The organism is Solirubrum puertoriconensis (assembly GCF_001483135.1).
GTDB lineage: Bacteria > Bacteroidota > Bacteroidia > Cytophagales > Hymenobacteraceae > Solirubrum > Solirubrum puertoriconensis.
The window spans coordinates 628,649-649,454 of sequence record NZ_LNAL01000007.1 but is presented as its reverse complement, the minus strand read 5'-3'; the positions used below and the strand labels follow the sequence as shown (position 1 = coordinate 649,454).

19 protein-coding genes are annotated in these 20,806 nt (G+C 60.3%); 4 read left to right on the top strand and 15 right to left on the bottom strand.

Annotation, left to right across the window (positions count from 1 at the left end; genetic code table 11):
* Positions 1 to 3 precede the first annotated feature (3 nt).
* Positions 4 to 1,383: a glycoside hydrolase family 2 TIM barrel-domain containing protein gene (locus ASU33_RS13280; RefSeq protein ID WP_059071307.1), complete on the bottom strand. Its 1,380-nt coding sequence runs from the start codon at positions 1,381 to 1,383 to the stop codon at positions 4 to 6.
* A 201-nt stretch (positions 1,384 to 1,584) separates the two neighbouring features.
* Between ASU33_RS13280 and ASU33_RS13275 the strand changes: the two genes are divergently transcribed.
* Positions 1,585 to 4,005, top strand: coding sequence for a glycosyltransferase family 2 protein (locus ASU33_RS13275; protein WP_286130535.1), 2,421 nt, complete (start codon positions 1,585 to 1,587; stop codon positions 4,003 to 4,005).
* A 22-nt stretch (positions 4,006 to 4,027) separates the two neighbouring features.
* Here the strand turns inward: ASU33_RS13275 and ASU33_RS13270 are convergent, their stop codons facing one another.
* Positions 4,028 to 4,957 carry a polysaccharide deacetylase family protein gene (locus ASU33_RS13270; protein ID WP_059071305.1) on the bottom strand — a complete coding sequence of 310 codons (930 nt, stop codon included), beginning with the start codon at positions 4,955 to 4,957 and terminating at the stop codon, positions 4,028 to 4,030.
* Between the two features lie 123 nt (positions 4,958 to 5,080).
* Between ASU33_RS13270 and dapA the strand changes: the two genes are divergently transcribed.
* Entirely contained in the window at positions 5,081 to 5,947 is an 867-nt protein-coding gene (dapA, locus tag ASU33_RS13265) for a 4-hydroxy-tetrahydrodipicolinate synthase (RefSeq protein ID WP_059071304.1), read from the top strand.
* A gap of 116 nt (positions 5,948 to 6,063) precedes the next feature.
* Here the strand turns inward: dapA and ASU33_RS13260 are convergent, their stop codons facing one another.
* The 5 genes from ASU33_RS13260 to ASU33_RS21290 form a co-directional block, all read right to left on the bottom strand.
* On the bottom strand, positions 6,064 to 6,381 hold the full coding sequence (locus ASU33_RS13260; RefSeq protein WP_149867204.1) for a hypothetical protein: 318 nt from the start codon (positions 6,379 to 6,381) through the stop codon (positions 6,064 to 6,066).
* Complete coding sequence (locus ASU33_RS13255; protein ID WP_059071302.1) at positions 6,359 to 7,096, bottom strand: (Fe-S)-binding protein; 738 nt, start codon at positions 7,094 to 7,096, stop codon at positions 6,359 to 6,361. The genes ASU33_RS13260 and ASU33_RS13255 overlap by 23 nt, the downstream gene beginning before the upstream one ends.
* 116 nt (positions 7,097 to 7,212) lie before the next feature.
* On the bottom strand, positions 7,213 to 8,064 hold the full coding sequence (locus ASU33_RS13250) for a hydroxymethylglutaryl-CoA lyase (RefSeq protein ID WP_059071301.1): 852 nt from the start codon (positions 8,062 to 8,064) through the stop codon (positions 7,213 to 7,215).
* Between the two features lie 72 nt (positions 8,065 to 8,136).
* Positions 8,137 to 9,114: a hypothetical protein gene (locus ASU33_RS13245; RefSeq protein ID WP_059071300.1), complete on the bottom strand. Its 978-nt coding sequence runs from the start codon at positions 9,112 to 9,114 to the stop codon at positions 8,137 to 8,139.
* A 111-nt stretch (positions 9,115 to 9,225) separates the two neighbouring features.
* Positions 9,226 to 9,831: a helix-turn-helix domain-containing protein gene (locus ASU33_RS21290; RefSeq protein WP_059071299.1), complete on the bottom strand. Its 606-nt coding sequence runs from the start codon at positions 9,829 to 9,831 to the stop codon at positions 9,226 to 9,228.
* 154 nt (positions 9,832 to 9,985) lie between these two features.
* On the opposite strand from ASU33_RS21290, the gene ASU33_RS13235 reads away from it, so the two are divergent.
* The gene (locus ASU33_RS13235) at positions 9,986 to 11,338 is read left to right on the top strand and encodes a M23 family metallopeptidase (protein ID WP_059071298.1); all 1,353 of its coding nucleotides are present in this window, start codon (positions 9,986 to 9,988) and stop codon (positions 11,336 to 11,338) included.
* 83 nt (positions 11,339 to 11,421) lie between these two features.
* On the opposite strand, the gene ASU33_RS13230 is transcribed toward ASU33_RS13235, so the two are convergent.
* The 3 genes from ASU33_RS13230 to ASU33_RS13220 form a co-directional block, all read right to left on the bottom strand.
* The gene (locus ASU33_RS13230) at positions 11,422 to 12,027 is read right to left on the bottom strand and encodes a hypothetical protein (RefSeq protein WP_059071297.1); all 606 of its coding nucleotides are present in this window, start codon (positions 12,025 to 12,027) and stop codon (positions 11,422 to 11,424) included.
* Between the two features lie 142 nt (positions 12,028 to 12,169).
* A complete protein-coding gene (locus tag ASU33_RS13225; RefSeq protein WP_059071296.1) occupies positions 12,170 to 12,889 on the bottom strand; it encodes a hypothetical protein in 720 nt (239 codons plus the stop codon).
* A complete protein-coding gene (locus ASU33_RS13220) occupies positions 12,886 to 14,670 on the bottom strand; it encodes a S8 family serine peptidase (protein ID WP_059071295.1) in 1,785 nt (594 codons plus the stop codon). The genes ASU33_RS13225 and ASU33_RS13220 overlap by 4 nt, the downstream gene beginning before the upstream one ends.
* Before the next feature lie 156 nt (positions 14,671 to 14,826).
* Between ASU33_RS13220 and ASU33_RS13215 the strand changes: the two genes are divergently transcribed.
* Complete coding sequence (locus ASU33_RS13215; RefSeq protein ID WP_059071294.1) at positions 14,827 to 15,657, top strand: OmpA/MotB family protein; 831 nt, start codon at positions 14,827 to 14,829, stop codon at positions 15,655 to 15,657.
* A gap of 77 nt (positions 15,658 to 15,734) precedes the next feature.
* Here the strand turns inward: ASU33_RS13215 and ASU33_RS13210 are convergent, their stop codons facing one another.
* The 5 genes from ASU33_RS13210 to ASU33_RS13190 all read right to left on the bottom strand — a co-directional run bounded on the left by ASU33_RS13210 (position 15,735) and on the right by ASU33_RS13190 (position 20,664).
* Entirely contained in the window at positions 15,735 to 16,310 is a 576-nt protein-coding gene (locus ASU33_RS13210; RefSeq protein WP_059071293.1) for a 2'-5' RNA ligase family protein, read from the bottom strand.
* A gap of 47 nt (positions 16,311 to 16,357) precedes the next feature.
* Positions 16,358 to 17,755, bottom strand: coding sequence for a M28 family peptidase (locus ASU33_RS13205; protein ID WP_059071292.1), 1,398 nt, complete (start codon positions 17,753 to 17,755; stop codon positions 16,358 to 16,360).
* 174 nt (positions 17,756 to 17,929) lie between these two features.
* Entirely contained in the window at positions 17,930 to 18,790 is an 861-nt protein-coding gene (locus tag ASU33_RS13200; RefSeq protein ID WP_059071291.1) for a universal stress protein, read from the bottom strand.
* Between the two features lie 273 nt (positions 18,791 to 19,063).
* Positions 19,064 to 19,606, bottom strand: a complete 543-nt coding sequence (locus ASU33_RS13195; protein ID WP_059071290.1) for a SixA phosphatase family protein — start codon at positions 19,604 to 19,606, stop codon at positions 19,064 to 19,066.
* A 59-nt stretch (positions 19,607 to 19,665) separates the two neighbouring features.
* Positions 19,666 to 20,664, bottom strand: a complete 999-nt coding sequence (locus ASU33_RS13190; RefSeq protein WP_149867203.1) for a DUF1028 domain-containing protein — start codon at positions 20,662 to 20,664, stop codon at positions 19,666 to 19,668.
* Positions 20,665 to 20,806: the final 142 nt, after the last annotated feature.

Genomic DNA, 20,806 nt, shown 5'->3' with positions numbered 1-20,806 from the left:
GACCTAGGGCTGTTGAGCCGCCGCACTGGCGGCAACATCGCAGTAGAAGGGAGCATTGGCCGTGCCAATGCTCCCTTTTTTGTCGAATATGGTTACGTAAATGCGGTAGGCGCCCGCGCGGACGGGTGCTCGGAAGTGCACCTGCTTACCCGAAGCCGCTTTTATTAATCCGCCCACAATTTCAGGCTTGGTGGCCTGATCAGTCAAATCGGCCGCTACGGCTACGTCTGGCATGATGTACCACTGCGCCGTAAGCTCGTCCCCTTCGGGGTCGAATGCGGTTACGGCTGCCCGGTATTCCTGCCCCGCTTTTAGCTTGATGTTGTCGGTGGCGTACTGCCCGTTTATTTCCAATAAACTAACGTGCGGAGCTTGGTTAGTGGGGAAGCTCCCGCGCCAGAGGTAATGCAGCACATCAACCAGGGCGGTTTTCTCTCCTTTTGGGCCAAACAGGTTGAACCAGGTGGGCGTAGCCTCGAAGCGGTTGCCGCCCCAATAAAACGCATAGGCACCTAGGCAACGTGTGGTGTCGGTGGCTACGCTGCGCTGATAACGCTCAAGCATAAACTCGGCTTTGCTTGCACTTGTCTGCTCGATTGGGGCTTGCCAAGCAGTTTTAGGTGGCTCCCAATAGCCGCGGGCACCGTATTCGGTAACGATGTAGGGAGCATCCCAGCCTTGTTGGCGGATGTCGGTCGGCAGCGAGTATAACCCGCCGAATACATTGACGCCTAACAAGTCAATGTCGGGCGCCAGCCGGTGCAGGGCGGGTATTTTATCCAATGTAGCGGTAACCGAGGTAGTAACCGGATGGTACGGATCCAACTCGTGAATCAGCTTGGCCACATCGTTTAGTGCTCGGAACACCTGCGGGTTGCTAGCACGCATATCCAGCTCGTTGCCCACGTTCCACATCAACAGCGCAGGGTGGTTGCGGTAGCGCAGTACCTGCTTCCGGATTGCCTCGAACTGCTGCTCAACCGCCTGCTTGTTGTAGTAATCAAAACCGGCGTATTCAGGCGTCATCCACAAGCCTAGCATTACGGTAAGGCCGTGCCGGTGCGCCTCGTCGAGCTTAACCTCGGCATAATCGGTGCTGTACAGCCGAACGGAATTGCCCCCCGCAGCGCGTAGTTCGGCATAATGCTCCAAGCCGGCACCTCCTTTTATAAAGTAAGGCTTGTTGCCGCGTAGCAGTTGATAGCCGGTTGAGGTTTTTACTACTCGCACCGGCACAACGCTTTTAGGGGGTTGTACATCACGCGATTCTGCTTGCTTTTGGCAGCCCACCAACACACCCAAAGCAAAAGTCAGGCAGTACCCGAGGGTTTTGGGCGCAGCAACAAACGCAAGCAGCGTCCGACCAATTTGCCAAGGCAGCATGCGGTAGCTATTGATGTTGGTTGCAATTGTGCATCAGGCAAATAACGCGAACCCAACAGTAACATATATAAATTATTTTATAGTCTAACACCTTTAAACAAAATTCTTGAACTTTTCTGGCGTTAGTCTCGCTATGAGGCAGGCGAAAACCACAAGTAGATTTCTATCAGCAAAACATAAATGGCTGTAGCAAAGCGAGGTGTGAGACAGAAAGGAGGCGTAGGAGCGCAGTTAGCAGAAGGTACAACGCAGATGCGCCTGCTGATCATACTCGGCGTAGCGGCATTGCTGTACTTCTTGATCTGGTTTATCGATCCGGCACACGTTGGCTACCGACCATTGTTTTGGCTGCTGACTATTTCGCTGGGGTTTAAGGTGCTACGCACTTTGCACGAATGGGTGCACTACGCCGGCGTAAGCTTGCCAGTACCACCCGACACACTACCTGCTTCCACCGCTCCGCAGCTGCGAGTAGATATGCTCACGACTGCCTGCCCCGGCGAACCGCGCGACATGGTTGCCCGTACCCTGCGCGCAATGCAACGGGTGCGGTATCCGCATACCAGTTACCTCTGCGACGAAGGCAATGATCCGTGGCTTCGCGCGCTTTGCGAAGAACTGGGCGTAGTACACGTCACCCGAACCGAGAAGATCGACGCCAAAGCCGGGAACATTAACAACGCCCTACGCCAAGCAACCGGCGACATTTGCGTGGTGCTCGATCCGGACCACGTGCCCACGCCTGATTTTTTGGATGAGGTACTGCCATATTTCGCCGACCCAACCGTTGGCTTTGTGCAGGTGGTGCAAGCGTACGGCAACCAGCACGAAAGCCTGGTGGCCCGCGGCGCAGCCGAGCAGACGTACCACTTCTACGGGCCGCTGATGATGGGCATGCACCGTTACGGTACGGCAATGGCCATCGGGGCCAACTGCACCTTTCGGCGGGCTGCGCTCGACTCAATCGGCGGCCATGCTGCCGGCCTCACGGAGGATATGCACACGGCCATGCGCCTGCACGCTGCGGGTTGGCGTTCGGTGTACGTACCCAAAGTGGTATCGCGCGGCTTGGTACCTTCTTCCCTAGGTGCTTTTTACGCGCAGCAGCTTAAATGGGCCAGGGGCTCGTTCGAGCTGCTGTTTCGCGTGTATCCGAAGTTGTTCTCCCGCTTTAGCTTCGCTCAGAAGCTCCATTACCTCACGCTTCCCCTGTACTTTCTCTCGGGCATCATCAGCCTGATTGATATTGCCGTACCGCTGCTGTGCTTGTTTACGGCACGTTTTCCGTGGTATGTGTCGCTGCCCCAGCTTGCTTTGCACGCCGCGCCACTGCTGCTGCTGAGTGTGCTTATCAGGTTGTATGCGCAACGATGGTTGCGCGAACCCCACGAATCGGGCATGCACTTGGTAGGTGGCATTTTGCGGGTGGGCACCTGGTGGGTTTACTCCCTCGGCTTTATTTATGCTTTGCTGAAGGTTCGGGTGCCGTACATTCCTACGCCCAAGGAGGGCACCCTCAAAAACGAGCTGAAGTTGGCCCTGCCCAACTTGCTTGTGGCAGCCTTATCGGTGGTGGCCGTAAAATACGCCCGCATAATTGCCGTTGATAAATACACCAATGTGCTAGCTGGGTTGGTGCTGCTAAATGCGGCTATTCTTACCGTAGCAGCCTTTATGGGCCAGCACCGCATGCTGCACAACTTGGTTACGGATATGGCCCAGCGGCCCTACCGGCAGCTGGTATTGGCTCTTGAGCGCCTGCAGGCTTGGTTTGGCCACCGCTTGCCGCTGCTGCTCCGAAGGCAAATGCTCCCGCTCGCAGCCGTAATGGTGTTGGTAATAATTGGCGGGCCAGCGCTTTACCGCTTTGCGCTAGATCAGAAAACGGGGGCACCGCGCTGGATAGCAGCCGGGCCGGCTTCGGTGGTAACCGGGCGGGTTGTCGCCTCCACAGGAACCGAGGGGCTTAACCGGCCGGTGTCCGAAAATTTTGTTCAGCAACCAAGTACCAACCAGATAGTAGCACTTGATTATGCCTGCACGCCGGCCGAGTTGCCCTGGGTATTGGCTGAGTTTGCCGAGCGCCCGGAGGTGCCCATGATAACTCTGCAAGTAAGCGGCTACGAAACGCCCGCAACCTGGCAGCGCGTTGCCGAAGCAGTGCAGAGCCTGGGTCAGCCGGTACTCCTGAAACCATTACTGCCCTACACTACCCCCAGCACTTACCGGGACAACTGGCGCACCATGGTAAAAAGCTTCAGAAAGGCAGAGGCCAGCAACGTATCGTGGGTGTGGTCGGCTCCCCACCCCGATTCGTTGCTGGCCTACATGCCAGGTGCGGCATACCTCAACTGGGTAGCCATTGATTGCCTGCGCCCCGATGATGCGGCAAGCATTAAAACGGTTTACGAGCCTTACCGGCAGCAAATCGGCGCTTGCTTAGAGTTGCACCCCAAGCCTGTGCTACTGCTGGCCGCCCAGCAACCTAGGGGCAGCCGAGCTGAGCAAGCCAACGCACTGGCATCGCTATACCCCGAGGTGCGGGCCGTGGTGTTTACGCCATACCTACACCCCGAGAGCATAGCTTGGCGGCAACTGGCGCTGCCCGCGGCAAGCAACTAGTTGCCACCTAGGGCTACTGAAACTATTTGCCGTCGAAGCTCTGCACCATGCTGTTGTGCAGGGTTTTGGGGCTCCAGTAGCCGCTGGCGATAATGCGGCGGATGGTGAACAGTGGGTCTTGTTCGTCGCGCTTCTCGGCCAGCACAAAGGCCGATACCATACCGCGCTTCTTCAGCTCCGGAATGGCTTCCTTGTTCCACAGGCCGAAGGGGTAAGCGAAGTACTTAATTTCCTTGCCGGTAATTTCCTGCAGGGTTTTGGTGGGCTTCTCGATCTGCGTTACCCAATCTTCGCCTTGGTACTTCTTCACGTTGTGGTGGTCCCAGGTGTGCGAGCCGATAACGTGGCCTTCGTCGGCGAGCTGCTTTACCTGCGCCTTGCTCATGTAGTTCGGCCGACCTAGGCTCACCGTCATCACGAAGAACACGCCCTTGAAGCCGTGCTTGTCCATTTCGGGCTTGGCCACGGTAAACTGATCGAGGTCGGTGTCGTCGAAGGTGAGCATCACCGGCTTCTCGGGCAGTTTGGCGCCGGTAGTCAGGTAAGCGTACAGCTGATCGGGCAAGATGGTGTGGTAGCCCGAATCGGCCAGCATCTGCATCTGCTTCTTGAACTCAGCTACCGGAACAATGTAATCCTTAGCGCCTTTTGAGTCTTTCGCGCGCCAGTCACGAATTTGGTGGTAGCACAAAATTGCCACCTGCGGGCGGGCCAGAATTTCGGCAGCCGAAGCAATTTTGCTGGCCGGAATGCTGCTCGGATCAGGAGCAGCCGTGGTGGCAGCCTGTTCTGCCTCGGCTGTGGCAGCTGCGCCCGACATGGCTGTGGCAGCAGCCTCGCTCGTGGGCGAAGCGTTTTCCAAAGCCGAGGCTTTTTCGGTGTTACAAGCGGGCAAAGCAATGCCAGCGGCTACGGCAGCGCCGAGCAGAAGAGTGGAGAAGCGGTGCGACATGCAGGGAAAAGCGACCTAGAAGGCCAGAATGGAGGAAATCAAACCCGGAGACCAACCGAACACGGCCGCTTTTGTACCTTCGCGCGGCCGGTTCTTCTTACAAAACAACGGTTTCTGCTCCTCATGGACAAATTTCGCGGTACGGGCGTTGCGCTCGTTACGCCCTTCTCTCCTACCGATTTCTCGGTTGATTACCCCGCCCTGCGTCGTCTGCTCGATTTTGTGATTGAAGGCGGTGTTGAGTACATCGTGATTAACGGCACCACGGCCGAGTCGCCGACTACCACGGCCGAAGAAAAGGCCGAAATCCTGCGCGTAGCTAAGGAGCACGTGGCCGGCCGCGTACCGCTCGTGTACGGCATCGGCGGCAACGATACTGCCGCCGTGGAGCGCACCATCCGCAACACCGACCTCGCGGGCATCGACGCCATTCTGTCGGCCTCGCCTTACTACAACAAACCCTCGCAGCGCGGCATTGTAGCGCACTACCAGCGCCTGGCCGATGCCTCGCCCGTTCCGGTTATCCTTTACAACGTGCCCGGCCGCACGTCGTCGAACATGACGGCCGAAACTACTCTCACGCTGGCTCAGCACCCGAACATTATCGGTATCAAAGAAGCCAGCGGCAACATGGAGCAGTGCATGCAGATAGCCGCCGGCAAGCCCGCCGACTTCCTGCTCATCTCCGGCGACGACGTGCTGACCTCCTCTTTGGTAAGCTTCGGCGGCGTGGGCGTCATCTCGGTGTTAGCTAATGCTTTCCCGGAGCCCTTCACCGACATGGTGCGCCAAGCCTTGGCCGGCGACTTTGCAGCCTCTACCAAACGCTTGTTTGAACTGCTCCCGCTGAACCCGCTGATGTACGAAGAGAGCAACCCCGTTGGGGTGAAAACGGCTCTGGAACTACTGGGCATCTGCTCGGGCGCCGTGCGCCTGCCGCTGGTGGCTGCTTCTGAAAGCTTGAAGCAGCGCATTAAGGAGCTGTTGTAAGGGCTTGTTGCCTTCGCGCTAAAAAGCCTGGGGCCGGACTTCTAGTCCGGCCCCAGGCTTTTTTTATCCTAGCACTTGCGGGTGAACACAGGGCTGTTGGCTTCCCGTGTCCGTGTTCAGAGGACTTGAATGCGCATTCTCTTCTCGTGTTGTAAGTGGTCGAGCAAGCCTTGCAGAGCTACTGCTTTCGTTGCTTCACTAAGTGTGCTACGTGACACCCGGGCCTCGAATTCGGCCGCTGTTTTTACTGGGTCTCCGAATACCACCATGTCCATACCATCGAAGCTCATTTCCGAATCGATGAAGTATTTCTCCGCTTGGCACTTATAAAACATGCCGGCTCTACCGAGAAACTGCACTTGGTCTTTCTCGAACCAATCTGAAACCACCTTCCTCAACATACCTGAAGCTTTACCAACCACTAGCCAGAACATCGGCCACGTGCAGGGTGCGCAGGGGCAGCTTTTCCTTTCGAATGTAGGCATCCAGGTGCATCAGGCAGCTGGTGTCGGTGCTGATGAGATACTCGGCGCCCGTAGCCATTGCGTGCTCTACTTTCTGCTGCGCCATGGCCACCGAAATCGGCTCAAACTTAACGGCAAACGTACCGCCAAAACCGCAGCAGGTTTCGGTTTCGGCCATTTCGAGGCGCTCCAGCCCGGCCACCGAATCAAGTAGCTGGCGCGGCTCCTCGCGGATGTGGCACTCGCGCAGGGCCGAGCACGTATCGTGGTAGGTGTATTTGCCCGCCAGCTTGGCACCCGCAATGCTCGTGACGCCTAGCACGCCAACCAGAAACTCCGTGAATTCAAACACGCGCCGCTGCAGGGCCGGAAACTCGCCGCAGCGCGGCGAACCTTCGAGCAGCTCGCCGTAGTGGTTGCGTACCATGCCCACGCACGAGGCCGAAGGCCCTACCACGTACCGCTCGGGCGCGCCGGCAAAGTCGGTCAGGAATTTCTCGGCTACCTGCTGGCTCTCCTGCCGGTAGCCCGCGTTGTAGGCCGGCTGTCCGCAACAGGTTTGGTTAGGGTTGTAGTTTACTTGGCAACCAACGCTTTCCAGCACCTTTACCATATTCATGGCGGTTTCGGGGAAAAGCTGATCGACAAAGCAGGGTACGAAAAGGTCGACGAGGGCAGCGGGCATAGGTGATAAGTAGGGCAATCGGTAGTTGAGGGTGTGCGGCACCTAGGGCTCGGCAACTCTTGCAGTCAGGCATTAGTTTGCGCAGCATGCGGCGGGCACAAACGCGAGTTTACGGCTTAATGGCCAACAAATACCCGCCGGCTGAGGCGTTGGGCTTCGCGTAAGGCTTCCATGTTGAGGCCGGTGGGCACGCCCGTTGCCTCCATGTAGGCCACCAGGTTTTCGGTAGCCATGTTGCCGGTAAGCTGATCGGCAGCCATGGGGCAACCGCCAATGCCACCTAGGGCCCCGTCGAAGCGGCGGCAACCGGCCTCGAAAGCGGCATCTACCTTCTCGCGCCAGGTATTTGGCGTGGTGTGCAGATGGGCGCCAAACTCGATGTTAGGGAAAGCCGGAATCAGCTCGCGGAACGGCGGAATGATGGTTTCGGGCGTGGAGGCCCCGATGGTGTCGGACAAAGCCACCACGCGCACACCTAGGGCGGCCAGCTTTGCGGTAAATTCGCCCAGCACTTCGGGGTTCCAAGGGTCGCCGTAGGGGTTGCCGAAACCCATGCTCAAGTACACCACCAGGGTTTTGCCGCGCTGCTCGCAGCGATTCTGCATTTCGCCTACTTCGGTTAGGGCCTCGGCAATGCTTTTGTTGGTGTTGCGCTGCTGAAACGTCTCGGACACCGACAGCGGAAAGCCTAGGTACTGAATTTCATTGTAGCCCAGGGCAGTATCGGCGCCGCGCAGGTTGGCTACAATGGCCAGCAGTTTGGTGCGGGTGCTGCCCAAATCGAGGCCGGCCAGCACTTCGGCGGTATCGCGCAGCTGCGGAATGGCTTTCGGCGACACAAACGAGCCAAAATCAAGCGTATCGAACCCTACCCGCAGCAGCGCATTCAGGTACTTGGTTTTGGCTTCGGTTGGAATGAAGTCGGCCCAGCCTTGCATGGCGTCGCGGGGGCACTCGATTAGTTTCATGGGTGGAGGTGCAGGTGATGGGGCAGCAGCAAAGGTAACGGCCGAACCAACATACGCGCACCGGCTGGGAGGCTACTGGCGCACTACGCCGAAGCGCTTGCCCGGCACATCCATCACCACGGTATGCTCGGCAAACGGCTGGTTTCCGAGCATGCCCTCCATGCCGCTAAAGCGCATCAGGGCACTTTGCCACCAGCTCATGCCCTCGATGTAAGATACCGTGTGCAGCGGCAAGGCAGCCGGCCCAAAACCTAGTTTCATAGCGCTTGGGGCCGTGTAGGAAGTCAGCGTTTTGCCCCACGAGTTTACCGGCCTCACGGCAACCGCGGCGGCAGGCTTGCTTAGCTCTTGCCAGCGGCTCTGGCTTGTTAGTAAAGCAAAGGCACTGCTGCCCGAATCAAAGAGCAGCTGGCGTGGCTCGCCCTGCAACGTTGCGCTCAGCAGCACGCGCCGGCTGGTAAAGGCAAGCGGCACAAAATCGGTGCGGCTGGCTAGGCTGTCGGCCACCCGTTCGCACAGAGTAAAACGCCGACGAGCGTAGTCGACTATCAGCACCCGGCCCTCGAGCACATCGGCACCTAGGGTTCCGATGATAAACGGCTGGGTGCTATCGGCTGGCAGCTGACGAGCGCCGTAGCGCAGCACCGGAAGTTTGCGTGCCTGCACCTGCCCTTGCCCAAGCGCAAACCGGAAGTCCCGGACGGAATCGGCCCGAAGCGTAAGCGTGCGCCGGGTGGCGGGGTACTGCTCGCGCAGCGCAGCTAGCGGGTGTTCGTACAGTAGCGTGTACGGGGCCCCGGTATCAAACTGCAGGTAGCAGGTGCGCGGGCAGCCAGGCACGGTTATGGGCACGAGTTGCTGCGCATGAGCCACGGTTGGGCGAGCGGTGGTATCGGCCTTCCACTCGAAAGCGCAGGTGGCCGGCAGCTGCGTAACGGCAAGCTGATTGACCCCCGGCTCGAACTTTTGACGGGCATAAAAGTAGCCGCCAACGCCACCAGCCACAAGCAGGGCTAGCACCAGCAGAAGGATTTTGCGGAAGGTTTTCATAACGCGACAGGTCGGGTTTGTTTGTGAAGCCAAACCTACCCGAGCCCCCTTCTCGTGCTTGCGTCATTTTGCCGCCACTTGCAATAAGTGGCTAATAGTCAGCATCAAACATTACAGCCGAATCCAATACACATCCAGTTTACCCAAGCGTATTAGCCACGCGTAATAGAGCACCGTAAGCACATTTACGGTGTAGCTAAGGATGAATACTACTAGGTAAGTACCCGGCACCACCACCTGGAAATAGCGTGCGGCAAGCCAGTGGCCCAGCACCAGCACCATGTAAGCGAAAAAGCACACCACCTGCCACAGTATCTGAAACCCAAGTACCCGCCTGCCAAGCTCGGCCGCGTGCGCTACCTGGTGCCGCCGGGCGCGCCACAGCAACAAGGGCACTACCACGTTTAGCAAAGGCAACACCAGAAAGCTGAGGGCACTGAGGTTGAGCAATTGCAGAAACTGCGGATCGGAGCGCAGGGCTGGCGGGGCAGCCGCCTGTGGCTGGACCGCGGCCAGGGTGGCTGGCTCGGGCGCAAAATCTTCGAGCGAAACACCTAAGGCCGTAGCCAGGGCTTGCAGGGTATGTCCGCGCGGCACCGTATCGCCTTGCTCCACCCGCTGAATGGTGCGCAGGCTTACGCCCGAGTGCTCCGCCAGCAGCTCCTGCGAGTAGCCTTTTCGTTTGCGGATAGACTGGATTCGGGCAGCGGAAAACATAGAAAGACAATAATAGGGTAGCTAGGCGTTGCCAATAATACAGCTTCTGTTGCAGGCTCCCGTGCCATTCCAGGCTGCACTTCCTCCGGTGTATTGTTAAATGACCGAATGCGCCCCGACCGAACCTCTGCCATTAACCTCGTGTTTGTCAGCTATGCACCTACCCACGACGATCCGCCGGCCCCTGAGCCGGCTTTTCATTATAGTTCTGCCGTTTTTATTGTTAGCCTGCGGCAAGCAGCAAACGTTGCAGGGCATTTTCAGCCAGCCGCGCACTCCGCACGAGGCCTATGCGCGTAAGCTGCGCCAAGCTCGCCTCGACCAAACGGCCCTAGGTAAGGATTGGCTGGCTGCGGCCGACCAAGCCCTGCGCGACTCGCTGGTGGTTACGCTGCCCTTTAAGGAAACCGGCATTTTCCGCGCCGATCAGGCCTATGCGGCCTCGTACCGCTATGCCGTGCGGGCCGGCGAGAAAATCAACATCTCGCTGACCATGGAGCCCGCCACGGCCGATGTGCACGTGTTTCTGGATGCTTTTGAGCTCGACCCCGACGACCGTCGGCTGCGCCCCATTGCCTCGGCCGATACCGTTTCGCGCTCTTTTAGCTACGTAGCCGAAGACGACCACCAGCACCTGCTGCGCGTGCAGCCCGAGCTGTTGCGCAGCGGCCGCTTTACCATTCGTATTCAGCGGGCTCCCTCGTTGGCCTTCCCGGTGCAGGGTAAGAACGACGTAGCCGTGGGTTCGTTTTGGGGTGCCGAGCGCGACCGGGGTGCGCGCCGCCATGAGGGCATTGACATTTTTGCCAAGCGTGGTACGCCTGCCGTGGCCGTAGCGCCGGGTATGATAACCCGCGTAAACGAAACGCCCCTAGGTGGCTTGGTGGTGTGGCTGGCCGATGCCCAGCACGGGCAGCACATCTACTACGCCCACCTTGATAAGCAACTGGTGCACCCCGGCCAGATCGTGAAAACCGGCGACACCTTGGGCCTGGTGGGCAATACCGGCAATGCCCGCACTACCAAGCCCCACCTGCACTTTGGCGTGTACCGCAGCGGCCGGGGTGCCGTCGACCCCTACCCCTTTGTACGCCGGGCCGATAAGGAGCCTGCGGCCCCGCGCACCGCGCCCGAGCGCCTAGGTCAGTGGGTACGCCTTACGGCCAGCAATACGGCCCTGCGCCCAGTACCTACCGAGGTGCGTGGCAAGCAAACGGGCATGCCGAAAAACACCCCCCTGCTGGTGGTAGGTGCAACGGCCAATTGGCTGCGCGTGCAGGACCCCAACGGCAAGCTCGGCTACGTGCCCGCCAAAGCTGTAGCCACCGAGGCGCTCCGCCGCGAAGCCTTGGCTACCAACGCCGACCTGCTTGCGCAGCCTACCTCGGCCGCGGCCCCGCTCGATACCTTACCGGCCAATACCAATGTGGCCGTGCTGGGCGAATGGAGCGGCTACCGCCTGGTGCGCAACGCTGCCGGCCAGGTAGGCTGGCTGCGCACCACCTAGGCTTGCCTACTGGCTAAAAACACAACGGCCCGCTCCACAACGTAGGTGGAGCGGGCCGTTTGGCGTTGGTAGCTGCCGAGAGCTTACTCGGCAATTATCACGGCTTTGTTGAGTTTGCGGGCGTAAGCAATGCGCTTTTCGCGGCCCGAGGCATCGGTATAGTCAAAGCCCACAGCGCGCTTATCGGTTTGCACGGCGCTCCAGCCTTCGGCATCAATTTCGGCGGGCGGCGAGGTGAGCGTACGCGGAATAGCCGGCGAAGTGAATTTGTCTTCGGCGAAAAACCTATTCATACCCTGCAAGATGGCCAGCTCGCGGGCGCGCACCGAGCCTGCCTGCGGGTCGTTCTGCAAAGTGCGTTCATCAATTAGCGTTTTGGCGGGCATTACCTCGTTGCGGAGGGTGTCACCTTTGGCCGAGATGATCAGGAAACGGGCATTGGCGTCGATAATTTTCGGGCCTTGCAGCAGCAGCACAAAGTTGTCTTTGCTCTTGCCATCGGAGAAGTTGCGCTGCACAGCCACTGTACGCAGCACCGAGCGGCTGGTGAGGCGGCTACGATTGGCTTCGGGCTTGGGCGTGAAGAGCTTGTCGGCGTTGCTGGAGGTGCCCACCTCACGGTCGGTAGTGACGCATGAGGCCTGCATAAGCAGCAACAACAAAGCAATAGGAGAAATTATTTTTTTCATGGGTGTGGAGTAGAGAGAAGGGAGGCAAACGAAAGTAAGAGCGCCACGGCCTCGGCGGGCATTTGGTACCGGATTTTTCATACCGGCTTTGCTTGCTCCACCTACGCAGGCACCGGGGGGCATGGTTGCACCTCAACAGCTATTAGAAGAGGCCGATTTCCAGACCCAGCTGCCACGGGGGCAGCTCGGGGTACAAAGCAGCCCGCTCGCCCCGGAAAGTATCGGCCAAGCGGTAGCGCACTACGGCGGCGTAGCGGTTGGCGCCTACCCTGCCCACAAGGCCGTACGACCATTTTTGCAGGTATGGCAAGCCGTGCTCAACCACATTCACGCGCCGCGCCGCGCCTGAGTTGGGCTTATCCTCGGTGCGGTGCGCAGTGCCGATAACCCGGCCGCCCCAGCCCCCAACATCGAAGTAGCGCCCCACAATGTTGCCACGCCGGCCCACGTTCAGCCGCAGCCAGGCCTCGAGGTCGGCGCGCTGCAGCACCAGCGATTCGCGGTAGTGCTGCGCGGGCGTTGGCAGTACCTTGGCGTCGTTTTGGGCGAGGCTGTACTGCAAGCGGGCGTAGCGCACATCAAAACCCAAAGCCAGGTGCTCGGCCAAGCGGTGCTTTTGCCGCAGGCCCAGGGTTAGTTCGGCCGAGGCGCCACTGCGCAGCTCGGCGCCGCTGCGCTCGGGCTGCCCCAGCACAAGGGCGTAGCCCACGTACAGGTGGCGGAAAAGCTGTCGGTTGGGGCCGTAGCGCTGGCGTACCGTATCGGCAGCTACATCGGTGCTCAGCAGCTGGCGTTGGGCGGCAGCCGGTAGTGCGGCACTTGCCAACAAGCCGGTCAGCAGCAATGCGAAGGGGTGCTTCATGGCAGTTGGTAGTTGAGCGTGTAGCCGCGGTAATGCACGCGCAGCAAGTCGCCGGGTTGCCAGGTGCCGGTGGGCAGCTGCAGCACCGCGCGCTGGCTTACCTCGAGCACCTCGTAGCGGCGCAAGTGGCCCTTGGCATCGGCCAGCTGCCAGTAGCAATACTGCGGGTTTGGCGGCGGCAACGGAAAGCCCTCGGGCTCGGTAGCAGGTTCCGATGTAGCGGTGCGCTCCTTTCCCGCGCGCGGCACTTCCGGCCGTTCATCAGCTAACGGCGCCCTAGGTGCTGCCGCAGCCGAATCGGCGCGCAACGGCAAGTGCTTCAGCACAAGCGTAGCCTCGGGCCGGATAATTACCTCTACGCCTTCGGCAGTAGCTACCACATCGAGCGTTGGCGAGGGAGTAGCACTTGCCGGCTGCAGGCACTTGCTGGCCTGGGGCAGGCCGTAGCCGTGGGCGTAATCAAAATAAGGATAAAGCCGCCCCGATTGCTCCAGCGTTCGGAATACCTCCATGGCTTTTAGCCCGCGCTGCTGCTGCCACACGCAAGCTGCCAAGCCCGCCACCAACGGGCTGGCAAACGAGGTGCCCTCGGTGCGCTCGTACCGGCCGCCGGGCACGGCGGCTACCACGCTGCCAAACGCCGCCACATTAGGCTTGCGACGCCCGCCAGGAGCCGGGCCGCGCGAGCTGTAATCACTAGCCAGCCAGGTATCGGGTTCGATGCCGCCCACCGCCAAAACCGAATCGGCATCGGCCGGGGTGCCTACGGTGCGCCAGCGCGGGTCGTCGCCGTCGTTGCCGGCGGCGCACACCACCAGCATGCCCTTGCGCACGGCCATGGCAGCGGCCCGCGCCACCAGCGAGGTACGGCCGTTCATTTGCTCCCGGAAGTAGCGGGTATCAGTGTAACCTAGGGAGGAGTTCAGAATATCGGCCCCGTTGCGGTCGGCCCACTCGGCAGCGGCCAACCAGGCTTCTTCTTCGCTGAAGGTTTCGCGGCTGGTGCGCTCGGTGCGGGCCAGCAGGTACTCGGCTTGCGGCGCCAGGCCCAACGGCGTGCCATCGGGCAATTTGCCGGCCATACACGAAAGCACCTCGGTGCCGTGCATACCGCCGCCGTACACGAATGCATCCTTCTTGATAAAATCGTAGGTGGCTACTACCCGCCGCTCCTGCTGCAGATGCGCCAGGCCCGGGTGGCCGCTGGCACCGCTAAACCCCACATCCAAAATAGCAATGCGCATGCCCTTGCCATCGAGCCCGGCTTTGCGTACGGCTTCGGCACCTAGGGAACTGGTTTGGCGATGGGCCAGCTGCCGCTCGGTAGCCGACAGCTCGTTGGCCGAAAAGCTGCTGTGCAGCGGGCGCGAGGCGGGCAGCAATTCGGCCTGAGGCATGAGCTCTACTGCCCGTACGCCGGGCAAGCGGCGCAGCTCGGCTACTTGCCCCGGTTTGGCCCAGCAAGCAACCGCATTAAACCAACGGCTGGTGCCCGCCACCGAATCGACGCGCTGCTGCACCTGCCGCAGGTAATCGGGGCGCAGCGGAAAATCGGTAGTGTCGGCCAACGGCAGGCCTTGCCGGCGCCGGCGGGCCAACGCTTGCGGCGAAAAGTACGCTGCGGTATCAAAGCGCATGCCCCGCTTGTCGCGCAAAAACACCCAATACTTAGCGGGGACGGGCGGGGCGCTGGGCGCTGCTACCGGCTGCTGAGCCGATGCGCCTGCAGGGCTGAGCCCAAGGGCACTGATAAGGGCGGGCAGCAGAAAATGGAGCAACAACGAAAAAGCAGTAGATGAGAAGCCGAAAAATACAGCAGTTCGGCGCCACGGGCAAGCCCCCGCACCTAGGCGCTTACAACTTACCGCGCCGCGGCTGCGTACGGTGCGGCAAGCGCGCTACTGTTGAGCTGCGCCGTCGCAACATTCCACCGCACCATGAAAACGACCCTCCGTAACCTGTTGCCAGCTACTGCGTTGGTAGCCGCACTTGCTTTTACCCCGGGCTGTGTGTCGCAGAAGAAATACACTGCCCTGCAAACCCAAAACACCGAGCTAACCAGCTCGCGCGACCGGCTTCAGGCCGAAAAGAATGCCTTGGAGCAGGAAAAAAACCGCACCGAGGAAGAGCTGCGCCAGCGTCTGGTATCGCGCAGCCAGCAAGTAAGCCAGCTCAACGAAACCCTGAGCGGGGCCGAAAAAACCAACTCGCAGCTGTCGGCCGATTTGAAGGAGCGCGAACAGCGCCTGGCCGAGCTGCAAACCAAGCTGGCCGAGAAAGACCGCGCCGTGCAAGCCTTGCGTAAGCGCGTGGCCGATGCCCTGTTGGGCTTCAACGCCCAGGATTTGCAAGTAAACCTGCGCAACGGCAAGGTGTACGTGTCGCTGTCGGAGCAACTGCTGTTCAAATCGGGCTCGACGAAAGTTGACCCACGCGGCCAGGAAGCCCTGCGCAAGCTGGCAACGGCCCTTAAAGGCAACCAGGACGTGAACGTGCTGGTAGAAGGCCACACCGACAATGTGCCCATCCTGAAAGGCACCGCCAGCATTCGCGACAACTGGGATTTGAGCGTGCTTCGCGCTACTGAAATTACGCGCATCCTCACCGAATCGGGTATGACGGCGGCCCAAGTTACTCCTTCGGGCCGCTCGCAGTACGTGCCGGTAGCCCAGAACGACACGCCGCAGAACAAGGCCCTGAACCGCCGCACCGAAATTATCCTCACGCCCAAGCTCGACGAGCTGTTCCAGATTCTGGAGCAGAACTAACTTAGGCGGTTATAGCAACAAACGCCGCGTACCCCATCGGGTGCGCGGCGTTTGTTTTTACTGATTTCGGCTTCGGGCTACTCCCGCCCTAGGTGAAACTCCTGCACGGGCTGCCATTGGCGGCCATCGTGCCGAAAGAGCACCAACGACGTAACCGGAAAAGTAGCCGCGTAGCTGCGCTGCGCGAAGTCCTGCTTGAGCTCGGATACTTGCTCGGGCGGTAAGTCGCGGGTGGCCAGCGTCATGTGGGGCGTAAAGGGCCGCTTTTCGTGCGGAATGGTAGGCAGCTCGGCTTTGCAGAAGCGCACCAGCTCGGCGTGCAACTGCTTGAGCGGCTCGGCCCCCGACACGTGCACAAACAGGGTGCGGTTGCCAAACCAGGCAAAGTTGTGCAGCCCCACCTCCACTGCCGCTTGCTCGGCTGCAAAGCGCGCCAGCGCCGGCAATGCTTCGGGCTCGAACTCGGCCGGCACTAGCCGAAATGGCGGAATAAGCGTGATATGCGGCGGCAGGCGCACGGCGTTGCGCGAACCGGTGCGGCGGTTTACCTCCTGCTTTAGGGCCCACACTTCCGAAAACACGGGCTCGGGCGGCAAGGTAGCCAACAGGTAAAGCGAAGGCGGCGTGCGAGTGGAGGTTTGCTGTTCGTTCACAGCTACTCCAACGCACGCCGCCAGCTTTGGGGTTACAGCCCTAGGTGCTACAGGCCGTATTTGCTGAGCAGGTAAATCATGCTGGCCATGGCCGCGCCGCCCAGCTCCAGCTCGCGCTTGTGCACCTTGTCAAAGTTATCGGCGGCGGTGTGGTGAATATCGAAGTAGCGCTGCGAGTCGCAGTCGTAACCGATCAGCACCTTGGCCTGGTCTTTCAGGGGGCCGATGTCGGTGCCGCCGTGGCCGGGCTGCAGGTTGCCGGCGTTGTAGGGCTGCAGCAGCGGGCTCCACTTCTGCATCAGCCCTATAGTGGCTTTGTTGTTGGTTTCGAGGCCAAAGCCACGCGGAGTAAATCCTCCCCCATCCGACTCAATAGCCGCCAGGTGCTTTTCGCCGGCGGCTTTGGCCAGCTCGGCGTACTTGATGCCGCCGCGGTTGCCGTTTTCCTCGTTCATGAACAGCACGGCCCGTACGGTGCGCTCGGGGCGTAGGCCCGAGGCCAGCAGCAAGCGCAGGGCCTCCATGCTCTGCACGCAGCCGGTACCATCGTCGTGGGCGCCTTGGGCCAGGTCCCAGGAGTCGAGGTGGCCGCCTACGGTAATGATTTCATCGGGCTGCTTGCTGCCTCTGATTTCGCCTACCACGTTGTAGGATTTCACATCGGGCAGGGTTTGGCAGCCCATTTCCAGCTCAAACGCCAGCGTGGGATCTTGCTTTAGCTGCTCGCTGAGGCGGTTGGCCGCCAGGGTGCTCAGTGCAGCAGCCGGCACTTGGGCTACGCCATCTTCGTAGCGCATGGTGCCTGTGTGCGGGTTGTCGTCGATGGCACTGGTGAGGGAACGAACCAAAGCCCCTACCGCGCCCCGTTTGGCGGCCTCCACGGCACCGCTGCGGCGTTGGTCGCCGGCACCACTGTAGGCCGCACCGGGCTCGATGAGGCGGTCGTCAAACGGCCGGTTGAAGAACACGAACTTGCCTTTTACCTTTTCGGCGGGCATGTCGCGCAGCTCCTGAATGCTGCGCACTTCCACTACCTCGGCCTTCAGCTTGCCTTTGGTACCTACCGAGCCACCTAGCGCGCACACGGCTACGCTTTGGGCTTTGCCTTTGCCGGCTTTAAAGCTGCCTTTCTCTTTGGGGCCGCGCACCCAGTGCGGCACCATCACCTCTTGCAGGTATACACGGTCGAAGCCCAGCTTCTCCATGGTTTGCTTGCCCCACTGCACGGCTTGCTCGGCTTGCGGCGAGCCGCTCAGGCGCCCCCCAATATTCTGGCAGAGGTAGCGGAGGTTTTCGTAGCTCTGGCCCCGGAGCAGGGCCTCGTCGTAAATTTTGCGGATGTTGGCTGAGTCGGTTTTGGCATCGGCGGTTTGGGCCATTGCCGGCGCAGCAAGGCCTGCCGTGAGCAGCATGGCCGCGGCTGCGGTAAGAAAACGGTGGAGCATTGAACTAACTGTGGGTAGAAACGCCAACCGGGCGCTACGGGCACAGACACGTGTAATACCACCGTAGTTGCGCAGCTGAATCGGTGGCAGCGGCGGCGGCAAATAAAAGCCCAGCGCGGCACCCAACCAAACCGGTGGGTGCCGCGCTGGGCGCGTTGCAAAGCCGCATTGGAATTATACCAGCGGCACGAAGTACGTATCGGCGGCTTTGGGCTTGGCGGCTACGGGTGTGTCGTCGCAGGGCAACAGCAGTACCGGGACGGTGGTACTGCGCAGCACCCGCGCGGTAACGCTGCGATGAAACAGCTGCCCAAGCAAGCTGCGCCGACGCGTAACCATCACCAGCAAATTGGCGCGTTGCTCGGCTACCACCCGCAAAATACCTTCTTCGGGCGCACTCACCACCGGCTGCTGATAATCGAGTTGTTGCTCGCCGCGCAACAATCCGCTGGCTTGTAGCTGCTGCAACGCCGCAATGCTGGCCTTCGCCGCCGAGCTAACCGTATTCACTACGGTGGGGCTTACGGCCCAGGTAGTAATCAGCTCATCGAGCACGCCCGCAGCAGGCTGGGGCACCACAAATGCTTCGTCATCAACGGCTAGCACCATGCGATAAGGCGGCGTAAGGGCGGCCGAGGCAGGCACCAGCACAATCGGACAGCCGCAATGGCGCAGTAAGCTCAGCGCCCGGTTGGAGAGCAGCGCTTCGAAATAGCTGTTGGCCTGGGTAAGACCCAGCACCAGCAGCATCGGGTTATAGCGCGCAATAATGGTATCCATGTCATCCTCGAAGTTGCCGTCGAGCACTTCGGCGGTGGTGGGCACCAACATATTATCGGCCAAGGCTTGTAGCTTATCAGGCAAGGTTCGGCGCACTTCAGCCGATGTCTGGGTAGCGTTGCCAGGCAGAGTTAGCTCCTGGCTCAGATGCAGCAATGCAACACGAGTGCCCAATGGGGCGGCTACTTGGGCAGCGTAACGGCGGGCCTGCTCGGCGGCCGGCGACAAATCGGTAAGAACAACGATGGTGTCCATGGCGGGGGTAATTCCTGGTTTCAGGTATGCCTCAAAGGTGCCGCCAGCGCCGAGCTTACTCTATGATGGATATCAGCTTGATATATGACATATCTCAGCCAGGCAACACGCCCTTTAGATCAGCAACATATAAGCTGACGCCACCCTTTACTTCGAAGGTGAATTTGTGAAGACAAAAACAAGCAAAAAGGCAGGGGCCGCGGATCAGTTTTCCTAATCCGCGGCCCCTGCCTTTTGCCTGCTGCGTAAGGGTTGCCCTAGGTACGTAGCTGCTTATTTGCCGCCCCCATAGTTTCGGGCGGTAGCGGTAGCCGGGCCGCCGCTAGCCGGGAGCTTCACCTCAAATAAGTAGCTGAACTCATCGTCGCCGATGGTCGGCACAGGGCGCGGGGCACCTAGGGCCTCAACGGTTTCTAAAATGGTATTGGAGTGCCCCACTACCAGCACGGCTTTGCCCTGGGGCGTTTGCCGAATGCGTGCCGCCAGCGCAGCCAAACCGGGGGCGTTGGCTTCGTAAGGCTCGATGGTCCGTTTCTTGGCTTCGGCCAGCGGCGTGGCGGTATCCTTAGTGCGGCGGGTGTTGGTAGAGTACACCGCCACGATGGGCGCTTTGCGCAGCACCTCGGCCAAGGCGCGGGCGCGGGCTTGGCCGGCTTCGGTCAGGGGCGGATCTTGCGGGTTCTGCTCGGTAGCCTTTTCGGCGTGCCGCACCACGTACACGGTGGTGATTTTGGGTTTGACAGCCTCAGGCGTGGTTGATGCTACGGTGCCAAACAATAGCGGCAACAGGCACAGGGTGCGGAGCGCAGAAATCATAACGGTCGGGTTTATCGGGTGTGGAACTCAACAGACGCGGCTGCCCAGCCGAGGACGCATTACTTCAAGCTCAAAATTTGCTGCAGCTCCGCCGCCGACACCGTCAGCAGGCCCACTTTGGGCAGGCGCTCGGTAAGGGTGCGCCAGTTGGCATCTTGCTTAAAAATGGGCTGCAGCATCTTCTTGGCCTCGGCTACCTGGCCTTTGTTGGCCAGCGTAATGGCGTGCCAGTAGCGCATTTCAAGGTTCTGCGGGAAGGCTTGCTCGGCGGTTTGGTACTCACGCACGGCCGTGGGCATGTCGTTTTTCTCCACGGCTAGGTCGCCGGCGTTCATGTGGTCGTAGGCACGTTGCATCTTCAGCAGGCGGCGTAGCTCCTTTAGCGGCTCGGGGTTGTCGTCCACGCGCAAATCCACGAGGCGGTCGTCCCAGGGCGTTTGGCTGGCTTGGCCGCGCACCACCAGCAACGCGGCCGATTGCCGGCCCCGGATGTCACCGCCTTGCGCCTGAGCCGCATCCAGCGCCGCCAGCATACGCTCGGCCAGCGGCTGCCCCTCGCTTTGCTCGAAAGCCTTGGCCATAGCGGGCCATACTTTGTCGGAGAGCATCATGTTGGCCTGCACCGAAAACTGCTTGCCCGTGATGTGCCCAGCCATATCAACGCACTTTTTGCCGGTGTGGGCGGCCACATTGCCTTTGTTATCGACGATGGCCACCTGACGTACGTCGCGGCCTTCGTCGGTCGCTAGCAGCTCGTCGAGGGCTTGCTGGGCCGTTTTGCCGCTTTTCAGCAACGCCAATCCGCGCATACCAAACGATTTGTTGGTGAACGACTGCGTGGCCACGGCGCCTACCCCTGCTTCGGCCCACGACACGGCCGTGCCAACCGAAAACCAGTGGCTTTGCACGGCCACGGCCATGTCGCCGGTTTTGGGGTCGCGGGCTACAATGGAGTAGGTGTGCGCAAAGGGCTCTTGCTTCGAAAAAACCTGCTGCGCGTAGCCGGTTAGGCTCAGCAGCAGCAAGCCAAAAAACGTGAGTAGGCCGCGGTGGAACATGGATTTGATATGGGAATGAGGAGGTGAAATGTTATGGAATGCGGGGCTGAAGATAGAAGCCGCGCGGCCTTCGGCAACTACTGCTTGCTGCTTCAGCAACCGCCCCCAACAAAAACACGCGCCTGCCCAATGAGCCAGCGCG